Annotated in this window: 12 protein-coding genes; 7 read left to right on the top strand and 5 right to left on the bottom strand. The window is 68.1% G+C overall.

What is annotated here, in order from left to right; genetic code table 11:
- Positions 1-3 precede the first annotated feature (3 nt).
- The 3 genes from AC1DF4_RS06420 to AC1DF4_RS06410 form a co-directional block, all read right to left on the bottom strand.
- Complete coding sequence (locus AC1DF4_RS06420) at positions 4-1,152, bottom strand: WD40/YVTN/BNR-like repeat-containing protein (protein WP_476912086.1); 1,149 nt, start codon at positions 1,150-1,152, stop codon at positions 4-6.
- Between the two features lie 62 nt (positions 1,153-1,214).
- Positions 1,215-1,415 (bottom strand): hypothetical protein, encoded by a 201-nt coding sequence (locus tag AC1DF4_RS06415; protein WP_476912085.1) that lies wholly within the window; start codon positions 1,413-1,415, stop codon positions 1,215-1,217.
- A 75-nt stretch (positions 1,416-1,490) separates the two neighbouring features.
- A complete protein-coding gene (locus AC1DF4_RS06410; RefSeq protein ID WP_476912084.1) occupies positions 1,491-1,841 on the bottom strand; it encodes an ArsR/SmtB family transcription factor in 351 nt (116 codons plus the stop codon).
- 138 nt (positions 1,842-1,979) lie between these two features.
- On the opposite strand from AC1DF4_RS06410, the gene AC1DF4_RS06405 reads away from it, so the two are divergent.
- From AC1DF4_RS06405 to AC1DF4_RS06385, 5 genes are all read left to right on the top strand, one after another.
- Positions 1,980-2,489: a universal stress protein gene (locus AC1DF4_RS06405; RefSeq protein ID WP_476912083.1), complete on the top strand. Its 510-nt coding sequence runs from the start codon at positions 1,980-1,982 to the stop codon at positions 2,487-2,489.
- A 24-nt stretch (positions 2,490-2,513) separates the two neighbouring features.
- Positions 2,514-3,080, top strand: coding sequence for a DinB family protein (locus AC1DF4_RS06400; RefSeq protein ID WP_476912082.1), 567 nt, complete (start codon positions 2,514-2,516; stop codon positions 3,078-3,080).
- Between the two features lie 256 nt (positions 3,081-3,336).
- Positions 3,337-3,660 carry a metal-sensitive transcriptional regulator gene (locus AC1DF4_RS06395; RefSeq protein ID WP_476912192.1) on the top strand — a complete coding sequence of 108 codons (324 nt, stop codon included), beginning with the start codon at positions 3,337-3,339 and terminating at the stop codon, positions 3,658-3,660.
- Between the two features lie 64 nt (positions 3,661-3,724).
- Positions 3,725-3,955, top strand: a complete 231-nt coding sequence (locus AC1DF4_RS06390) for a heavy-metal-associated domain-containing protein (RefSeq protein ID WP_476912081.1) — start codon at positions 3,725-3,727, stop codon at positions 3,953-3,955.
- 66 nt (positions 3,956-4,021) lie between these two features.
- On the top strand, positions 4,022-6,520 hold the full coding sequence (locus tag AC1DF4_RS06385; RefSeq protein WP_476912080.1) for a heavy metal translocating P-type ATPase: 2,499 nt from the start codon (positions 4,022-4,024) through the stop codon (positions 6,518-6,520).
- 21 nt (positions 6,521-6,541) lie between these two features.
- Here the strand turns inward: AC1DF4_RS06385 and AC1DF4_RS06380 are convergent, their stop codons facing one another.
- Positions 6,542-6,814 carry a DUF2277 domain-containing protein gene (locus AC1DF4_RS06380; protein WP_441405277.1) on the bottom strand — a complete coding sequence of 91 codons (273 nt, stop codon included), beginning with the start codon at positions 6,812-6,814 and terminating at the stop codon, positions 6,542-6,544.
- A 176-nt stretch (positions 6,815-6,990) separates the two neighbouring features.
- Here AC1DF4_RS06380 and AC1DF4_RS06375 point away from each other — a divergent pair, with 176 nt between their 5' ends.
- Positions 6,991-7,254, top strand: coding sequence for a hypothetical protein (locus AC1DF4_RS06375; RefSeq protein WP_056432770.1), 264 nt, complete (start codon positions 6,991-6,993; stop codon positions 7,252-7,254).
- 60 nt (positions 7,255-7,314) lie between these two features.
- Here the strand turns inward: AC1DF4_RS06375 and AC1DF4_RS06370 are convergent, their stop codons facing one another.
- Entirely contained in the window at positions 7,315-8,346 is a 1,032-nt protein-coding gene (locus tag AC1DF4_RS06370) for an EamA family transporter (RefSeq protein ID WP_476912191.1), read from the bottom strand.
- 111 nt (positions 8,347-8,457) lie between these two features.
- On the opposite strand from AC1DF4_RS06370, the gene AC1DF4_RS06365 reads away from it, so the two are divergent.
- Positions 8,458-9,000 (top strand): CGNR zinc finger domain-containing protein, encoded by a 543-nt coding sequence (locus AC1DF4_RS06365; RefSeq protein ID WP_476912079.1) that lies wholly within the window; start codon positions 8,458-8,460, stop codon positions 8,998-9,000.
- Positions 9,001-9,050: the final 50 nt, after the last annotated feature.

Here is a 9,050-nt window from a genome sequence, read left to right as displayed (position 1 = left end):
GCCTCAGACATTCACGGTGACGCCGGGCGCCGTCGAAGCGGGCACAAGGGCCGCGGACACGGCCGAGGCCCGCACACACAAGACGTCCGGCAGGTGCGAGGCCACCTCGGTGAAGTGTTCGCCCTCGTCGGCGCTGGCGTAGACGCTGCCGCCGCGGGTGCCGAAGTACACGCCGGCCGGCTCTGCCGCGTCGACGCAGGCGGCGTCCCGGAGCACGGAGTTGAATTCGGACTCGGGCAGTCCGTCGTCCAGGCGCTTCCAGCTCGCGCCGGCGTCGTCGGTCCGGTGGACGGCCAACTTACCCTCCGGCGGGATCCTCTCGCCGTCGGCCTTGAGCGGGATCACCCAGGCGGTGCCGGCCCGGCGGGGATGCGTGAGCATAACGAAGCCGAAGTCCGCCGGCAGGCCTTCCGCGATCGATTCCCAGTTCTCGGCGTCGTCGTCACTGCGGTAGACGCCGTGGTGGTTCTGCGCGTACAGGCGGCCGTCGACGGCGGCATCGGCCGCGATCTTGTGCACGCACTGGCCGAATTCCGGGTTGGGGTCGGGCATGAAGTAGGCCGAGATTCCCTTGTTCCGCGGCTCCCAGGAGCTGCCGCCGTCGCGCGAGCGGTAGACGCCGCCGGTGCTCATGGCAACGTGGACTTTCTCCCCGGTGTGGTCGAGAACGATCGAGTGCGCCGCGGCGCCGCCGTAGCCGGCCCCCCATTCACCGCGGTGGGGATGGTCCCAGAGGCCGCGGTTGAGCTCGAAGTGTTCGCCGCCGTCGGTGGATTTCCAGACCGAGATCGGCTCGCAGCCGGCCCAGACGACGCCCGGGCGGGACTCGGCGTCGGGGTGGATCTGCCAGACGCGCTCCAGGGCGGCGTCGGTGCCCTCCGGAAAACGGATGGCGCCTTCTTCGGGCTCGCTCCACGTTTCGCCCAAATCATCGGAGTGGAAGACGGTGGGGCCCCAGTGCTCGGAACGGACGCCGACCAGGATCCGGGTCCGGCCGTCCCGCGTGTCGATGCCGATGCTGGGGACTTCGCTCATCAGGAAATGCGGGCCGGAAAGGGACCAGTCTTTGCGGTCCGGGCTCGTCGCCAGCCAGAGACCTTTCTTGGTGCCGATCGCCAGGACATAACTCTCTGCGGTAGCCATGCCCCCCATGCAACCACCCCGGGGAGATCGCCGCAATGGTTCCTTCCGCTGATTTGGTGCCTGAAAGAGTGTCAGTCCACGAATTCGGACTGCGTCTCGATGAAGTCCCAGTCGGCACCGGTCAGCACACCGGCAACGTCATCCGGGTGGGGGCCACCGGCTCCGGCGATGCCCTGCAGCACTGGCAGCGGCAACTCGGCGGCGCGCAGGTTTTCCCGTAACCACTCCTTGCTCGCCAGATCCAGATCCAGCCACCACATGAAGATTTCCACGGCGGTCACCCTTTCGTCGGTTCTTCAACGTTAGGCCCCGCACTGGAGGTGTTCAAGAGCCGCCCGGCTCTGGCGCTACAGGTCCGCGAGCAGGCCCGCGGTCCGCTCGAGTGCGCCGGGCACGAGCGAGTAGTAGGCCCAGGTGCCGCGCTTTTCGCGGTGCAGCAGGCCGGCCTCGACGAGGATCTTGAGGTGATGGGAAACTGTGGGCTGCCCGAGGTCCAGCGGCTCGGTGAGGTCGCAGACGCAGGCCTCGCCTCCGTCGGACGACTTGACGATGGACAACAGCCGCAGCCGGTTCGGGTCGGCGAGGGCCTTGAACAGCTGGGCTTTGTCCTGGGCCTCTTCCGCGCCCAGCACGGGCAGGCCGGATGGGGTGCAGCAAGCATCCGCCGCCGCCGACTCAACAATCTGGAGTGCTGTCATACAGCCATTATGCCTCAATATTGACGGGCGTCGATATGCACCCGCGGCGCCCGCCGGCCGCCTGGGCGGTGCACGCGGCGAACTGGGGCCGGGGAGTAAGCCCCTGTTCAGGCCGGGGAGACGGGAACACAATTGAGTATGTCCGCCGAGAGCAGTGTTACGCCGCCCCTCGTGGCCGGCGTGCTGCCAGGACAAAGCCCCGAGGTGCTGCAGGCTGCCGGCGCGCTGGCGAAGGCCCTCGCCGCCCGGCTGGTCTGCGCCTACGTGGATGAGGCGAGCTATCTGGTGGAGTGGGATCCGGCGCGGTCCGCGCACCGGCTGTCCCTCCATCCCGAGACCGACAACGCTGAAATCCGCGCCGTGACCCAGGAGCTGCGGAGCAGTATCGCCTCGTCCTGCAGTCCCCTTGGTATCGACTGGACCCTCCAGTTGCTGGCCGGAGACCCAGCCCGGGCGCTGGGCAGGCTGGCCGGCGAGGTCGGTGCCGCGATGATCATCGTGGGCACGCCCGAGCCTGGCCTGGGCCACCGCATTTCCGCTGCCCTCAACGGTTCGGTGGCGGCGTGGCTGAGCCACCACCAGGACCGTCCGATCCTGATCGTTCCGGTACGACCGCCAGTCCACCACCGGACAAAACATGGTTCCTGACAGGGCAGCGGGCGGGAGGGCACCGTGACCGCGCCGCCCGAGCCGCTTGACCGGGCCGCCGTCGTTGCCGGATACCGGCGCAATTGCGCAGAGCTCGAGGCGGTCCTGGCGGCCGCCCCATCCGAAGCGCTGCGCCGCCGCAGTTCAGGCACCCGCTGGAGCAACGAGGAGCTCCTTTACCACATGGTGTTCGGCTACATCGTGGTGCTGGCCCTGCTTCCGCTGGTGCGGCTCTTCGGGCGACTGCCGGTATCGGTCAACCGCGGTTTCGCGCGACTTCTCAATGCCGGTACGGCGCCGTTCGACGTCGTCAACTACTGGGGGTCCAGAGGCGGGGCCCTGATATTCAACCGACGGCGGATGGCAGCCAAGCTGCGCCGGCTGACCTCCGCGCTGGAACGGAAGCTGCACCGGGAGACGGACTCCGGGCTGGGCCGGCGGATGTACTTCCCGACCCGCTGGGACCCGTTCTTCAAGGAGACCATGACGCTGGCGGACGTCTACTCCTACCCCGTGGCACACTTCGATTTCCATGCGGCCCAGCTGTCCCTCGACAGGCCACCGGGCGCCACGCCAGGGCCCAGAAAGTAAAGCGAAAGTAGTTATTCGAGGTGCTGGCTTTCCCTGGCTACTGCCAAGTAAGCTTGAATCCGTAGGCCAGAGATCGACCGCCTGCCCAAAGTCCGCTCCGGAGTGCGTATCCCCCAATAACGCACTCCGGAGCTTTTTTGTGCCCCGACTTTCACCCGCGGCGCCCTGCCGCAAATACCCCCGCAGGGTACTTGCGGCATACCCCCATGGGGTATATGTTGTGCTTATGAACGAGCCTGAAGTCCCGGTCCCCGTGATGGAATCCGCCGACGCCGGACCGCACCAGCAGCACGGCTACTCCCCGCACAAGGAGGCCTACCTCCTCCGCCTCAAACGGATCGAGGGCCAGGTGCGGGGCATCGCCCGGATGGTTGACGAGGACAAATACTGCATCGATATCCTCACCCAGGTCGCCGCCGTAACCAAGGCCCTGCACGCCGTCAGCCTAGGACTGGTGGAGGAGCACATCGGCCACTGCGTCGTCGGGGCGGCTTCCGAACCGGACCCGGCACTGCGGGCTGAAGCCATCGATTTCAAGGTCAAGGAGGCCACCGATGCCATCGGGCGCCTGCTGCGGTAGCGGCAACACCACTCACCACACCATCGGGCTGATGAACCAGCCGTCCACTCACCAGGAGCAAGCCATGAGCACCGTTTCCACTACCGTCAACGTTTCCGGCATGACCTGCGGCCACTGTGTGTCCTCCGTCAGCGAAGAACTCGAGACCCTCGCCGGAGTCGAGAAGGTCGACGTCGACCTCAACTCCGGCGGCATTTCCACGGTCACCATCACCTCGACCGACCCCCTGTCCACCTCCGAGATCGGCGAAGCCGTGGCCGAGGCGGGCTACCTGGTCGTGGCCAACGAGGCCTGAGCACCGCCGGCCGGACCACCACCGCGCAACGGACGGGCGCGCAGCACCAGAACAGACAGGAACACCGTGAGTACAGAGCAACTGCTGGACCAGCCCGGAACCCGGGTAATTGAGCTCGACATCGACGGCATGACCTGCGCCTCCTGCGTCAGCCGCGTCGAACGCAAGCTCGGAAAGCTCGACGGCGTCACGGCCACGGTCAACCTGCCTCTGGAATCGGCCCGCGTCACAGTCCCCGCAGCCATCACGGACACCCAAATCACCGCCACAGTAGCGGCAGCCGGCTACAAAGCCACAGTGCGCGCCCCCAGGTATCCAGCCACAGTGAGTGAACACGCCGACGACGAAGGCCACAGGGGCGCCGCTCTGCGAGGAACAACCGAGCAAGCGGAGCATGTGGCCGATGGCGCCGCGCCCGGCGAGGTTGACAACAGCGGCGCCGCCGGGGGCATGCGGAAGCGTGCGTCTAAGCGAGGAACGAGCGAGCACGCGGAGCATGTGGCCGGTGGCGTCGCGCAAGGTGAACACCCCGAAGACCACCCGGCGTCGGCCGCAGCAGCCAGGCTCCGCCCGCGCCTGATCGTCGCGGCCATCCTCACCATCCCGGTGTTCCTGATTTCGATGTTCCCGGCCTTCCAGTTCGCCGGCTGGGGCTGGGTGGCAGGACTTCTGGCCCTGCCCGTGGTCACGTGGGCGGCGTGGCCGTTCCACCGGGCCGCGGCCATCAACGCCCGGCACTTCGCCTCCACAATGGACACGCTGGTCTCCATCGGCGTGACTGCGGCCTACACCTTCTCGGCGTGGCAGCTTTTGGTGGACCCGGGGATGACGGACCACCCGGGTATGGAGGGGATGGACTCCGGCGGGCTCTACTTCGAGGTTGCCGCGGTTGTCACCACCTTCCTGCTGCTGGGCCGGTACCTGGAGGCCAACGCCAAGCAGAAGGCCGGAGACGCCCTCAAGGCTTTGCTGAACCTGGGCGCCAAGGATGCCACGGTTATTAGGGACGGCCGGGAACAGCAGCTGCCGGCCGATCAGCTGGCCGTGGGTGACGTCATCGTGGTCCGCCCCGGCGAGAAAATCGCGACCGACGGCGTCGTCGTCGAAGGGTCCTCCGCCGTCGACGCCTCGCTGGTCACCGGCGAATCCGTGCCGGTGGAAGTCGGCCCGGACAGTCCGGTCACGGGCGCCACCATCAACACTTCCGGCCGGCTGCTGGTCCGGGCCACACGCGTCGGCGCCGAAACGACCCTGGCGCAGATGGGCCGCCTGGTCTCCCAGGCGCAGACCGGCAAGGCGCCCATTGCCCGCCTCGCGGACCGGATCAGCTCGGTGTTCGTCCCCGTGGTCCTGGCCATCGCCGTGCTGACCTTCGGCGCCTGGCTGCTGGCGGCCGGACCGGCGATCAGCGACGCCGGACTTCGTGCCGCCTTCACGGCCGCCGTCGCCGTGCTGGTCATCGCCTGCCCCTGCGCCCTGGGCCTGGCCACCCCGGTCGGGCTGCTCACCGGAACCGGCCGGGGGGCGCAGCTGGGCATCCTCATCAAGGGCCCGCAGGTCCTCGAGGACACGCGGACCGTTGACACCATCCTGCTGGACAAAACCGGAACCGTGACCACCGGCCACCTGGCCGTCAGTGGCACCGCAGCGTTCGAAACACTCACCCCGGCGGAGATTCTGCGGCTGGCCGGAGCGGTCGAAGACGCCTCAGAGCACCCGATCGCCCGCGCCGTGGCCGCTGCCGCCCTTTCGGCGGAACGCGAATTCGGCAACGGATTCGGCAACTCGGGAGACCGCGCCGGGGCGCTGCCCGCCGTCGTCGACTTCCGCTCCGCGCCCGGCGGCGGAGTCCAGGGAACCGTCGAGGGCCGGCTCGTCACGGCCGGCCGGACGGGCTGGCTGCAGGAGAACGGCATCGCCCCCACTCCCGCGCAGCTGGACGCCTTCAGCCAGGCCGAAGGCTCCGGGGCCACCGCCGTCTGGCTCGCCGTGGATGGAGAGCCGGCCGGTATCATCAGCCTGCGCGACACCGTCAAGCCGGGCTCGGCTGCCGCCATCTCGCGGCTCCGCGGCCTCGGGCTCCGGCCGATCCTCCTGACCGGGGACAACGCCGCGGTGGCCGCGCAGGTGGCCGCCGCCGTCGGCATCGCTCCGGAGGACGTATTCGCCGGGGTACTGCCGGAGGGCAAGGTCGAGGCCGTGCGGAGGCTGCAGGCCGCCGGCGCCACTGTCGCCATGGCGGGCGACGGCGTGAACGACGCCGCGGCGCTGGCGCAGGCAGACCTCGGCATCGCGATGGGCTCCGGCACCGATGTGGCGATCGAGGCGGCCGACCTGACGGTCATGGGCAACGATCTCGGCCAGGTCGCGCTGGCGATCGAGTTGTCCCGCCGGACCCTGGCGACCATCAAGACGAACCTCTTCTGGGCCTTCTTCTACAACGCGGTCGGGATCCCGGTGGCGGCCCTGGGTCTGCTCAACCCGATGATCGCCGGAGCGGCGATGGCCGCCAGCTCCGTGCTGGTGGTGGCCAACTCGTTGCGGCTGCGCAGCTTCGGCAAGTAGGCGTCCCTTCGCGGGACGCCCTCAGGCCGCGCCGAAGCGGACAGCAGCCCTGGCTTTCGCCTTGGCAGCTTCCTCCCCGCGGTCCTTGGCCGGGGCATGGGTCACCAGCGCGTCGAGCAGATGCTCGGTGGCGTGGGCGATCTCCTGCACGGCGCGGTTGAAGGCCTCTTCGTTGGCCTTGGAGGGCTTGGTGCTGCCACTGATTTTGCGCACGTATTGCAGCGCCGCGGCTTGCACCTCGGCGGACGTGGCGTGGGGTTCAAAATTGTGGAGGGTCCGGATGTTTCGGCACATATCTCCATGCTAGGTGTCCTTGCGCCCGGGATCGAGGGCATGGGGAGGGCTGCCCATCGACACTTTTTCGGCGGGCAGGATAGTTTGGGGTCACTGGATCTTCCGGAGCAGCCGGGATCCGAGGGGGACGCCGGCAGGGTCCGCGTCCGTTTTCTATCACTTGAGGAGAATTTCGAATGGCTATTTGGGGTGCAGACATTGCTCAGCTCAAGACTCTTGGGACGAAGCTGCAGGCCGGTTCGTCCGAGATCGACAAGCAGAAGTCGCTGCTGACCAAGGTGCTCGAGGGCACCGACTGGAAGGGCCCGGACGCCGACAAGTTCCGCAGCGAGTGGAACGGCCAGCACGTTGCCGCCCTGGCCAAGGTTTCCCAGGCGCTGCAGGAGGCCGGCAAGCAGGCCAGCCGCAACGCCACCGAGCAGGAAAGCGCTTCACGCTAGGCAACAAACACTCAACCGGCCCGGACGCAGCGGCGTCCGGGCCGGTTTGCGTCAGACCGCTTACGGCACGGGTTCGACGTCGTTCGCATGGTCGAGCGCTGCCGGCACCGCCGCACCACCGGCGCCGGACGGTGTCCGGAGCTCGTCCAGCCGGACCAGCACGACGCCGCCGACAATCAGCAGCCCGCCCAGGAGCTGGATGGGACCGGGCAGTTCACCCAGCAACAGCCACGCCCAGATGACGGCGAACAGCACTTCGGTCAGCGACACGAAGGACGCCACCTTGGAACCGAGCGCCCGCGCCGCCACAATTCCGGAGACGTAGGCCAGCACCGTGGCCAGCACGATGAGACCGCCCAAAGCCACCCACCAGGGGGTGACCCAGGGGCCCAGGCGGGTGTCGGAGGTGCTGAAGGCCATCGGCAGGAGCCCGGTCGCGGCGGCGAGCCACATGCTGACGGCACCGACCATGAGCCCGCCGGAGGCAAGGACAATCGGCGGGAGGGTGTCGTTCTCCTTGGCGGTGATGAAGAAGTAGATGGCCAGGCAGACGGCGGCCGCGATCCCCCACAACACGCCGATGACGTCGACCTTGACGGCTCCTGCAAGGTCCAGGACCAAGACCAACCCGCCCAGTGACAGCAGGGTTCCGGCGATGGTCAGGGGCCGCGGACGCCTGCGGCTGGCGGCCCAGAGCCACAGCACAATGATCACGGGGGCAAGGTATTCCAGCAGCAGGGCAACCCCTACCGACAGCCGGGACACCGCGTTGAAATAGAACAGCTGGCAGGCGGCGACGCCGATGAATCCGAAGAGCATGATCGTCAGCCAGTTGTCTCTGAGCTGATGCCAGCGTCCGCGCAGCGCCACAATGGCGGGAACGGCAAGGATGAGCGCGGCCCCTGTGAGGCGGGCGGTGACGGCCGCGCCGGGGGTCCAGCCGGTCTCCAGCAGCGCCTTGGCAAAGGAGCCGGAGAGGCCAAAAACCGCCGAGGAAAACAAGGCAACCCCAAGGCCTGAAGCCAGGAAGCCCGTTGCCGCGCCGGGCTTTCCGGCGTCGGGTTTCCCGGCGGACTGCGTTCCGGAATCCATCGTGGCCGGTGCTTCGGCGGTACGGCGTGCGGCAGACACGGGCTGCCTCCTGTCAGGAGTAAAGTAGGGTTATGCTCATGACAGTACGCCAGGCTAACGTAAGGAGTCAAGATGCTTTTTGCCCCTGACACAGAAGTTGCCCTGCGTTCCGTGGTGAACCTGATAAACACCGCGGCCAATGGGGATGAACAACTCGCCACCACCCAGGACCTGGACCGGTTCCTGGCGGCCGAGGAATTCACCGGCCCACGAACCCGGGACGCGGCCGAGTTGGCCGGCGTGCACCGCCTCCGCGGGGAGCTTGCCGCCCTCTGGCTCGCGGACGAATCCGCCGCGGTGGACACCCTGAACCGGCTGCTGCGGGAGGCGCAGGCACTCCCCCAACTGGTCAAGCACGATCAATGGGACTGGCACCTGCACGCCACCACACCGGAGGCGCCGCTGGCGGACCGGATGGGCACGGAGGCCGCGATGGCCCTGGTGGACGTCATCCGCGGCAAAGAGATGGACCGCATGCTGGTGTGCGCCGCCGAAGACTGCGACGCCGTCGTGCTGGACCTCAGCCGGAACCGCTCCAAGCGCTACTGCGATACCGGAAACTGCGCGAACCGCGCCCACGTGGCAGCGTATCGGGCACGGAAAGCGGCGACCTGAGCCCGCACCTCACGGACGGGTCCGGGCGCGGAGACGGGACGACGGCGCGC

The sequence above is a fragment of the Arthrobacter sp. 05N429 genome, assembly GCF_056397045.1.
Note: the sequence above shows the minus strand (reverse complement) of the source record. Positions and strands in the feature narration are given on the sequence as shown.

What these genes read in the sequence shown, in the direction of transcription:
- AC1DF4_RS06365 (WP_476912079.1), top strand. Translation starts at nt 8,458, where the DNA reads ATGCTTTTTGCCCCTGACACAGAAGTTGCCCTGCGTTCCGTGGTGAAC.
- AC1DF4_RS06375 (WP_056432770.1), top strand. Translation starts at nt 6,991, where the DNA reads ATGGCTATTTGGGGTGCAGACATTGCTCAGCTCAAGACTCTTGGGACG.
- AC1DF4_RS06395 (WP_476912192.1), top strand. Translation starts at nt 3,337, where the DNA reads ATGGAATCCGCCGACGCCGGACCGCACCAGCAGCACGGCTACTCCCCG.
- AC1DF4_RS06390 (WP_476912081.1), top strand. Translation starts at nt 3,725, where the DNA reads ATGAGCACCGTTTCCACTACCGTCAACGTTTCCGGCATGACCTGCGGC.
- AC1DF4_RS06405 (WP_476912083.1), top strand. Translation starts at nt 1,980, where the DNA reads ATGTCCGCCGAGAGCAGTGTTACGCCGCCCCTCGTGGCCGGCGTGCTG.
- AC1DF4_RS06410 (WP_476912084.1), bottom strand. Translation starts at nt 1,841, where the DNA reads ATGACAGCACTCCAGATTGTTGAGTCGGCGGCGGCGGATGCTTGCTGC.
- AC1DF4_RS06420 (WP_476912086.1), bottom strand. Translation starts at nt 1,152, where the DNA reads ATGGGGGGCATGGCTACCGCAGAGAGTTATGTCCTGGCGATCGGCACC.
- AC1DF4_RS06380 (WP_441405277.1), bottom strand. Translation starts at nt 6,814, where the DNA reads ATGTGCCGAAACATCCGGACCCTCCACAATTTTGAACCCCACGCCACG.
- AC1DF4_RS06370 (WP_476912191.1), bottom strand. Translation starts at nt 8,346, where the DNA reads ATGGATTCCGGAACGCAGTCCGCCGGGAAACCCGACGCCGGAAAGCCC.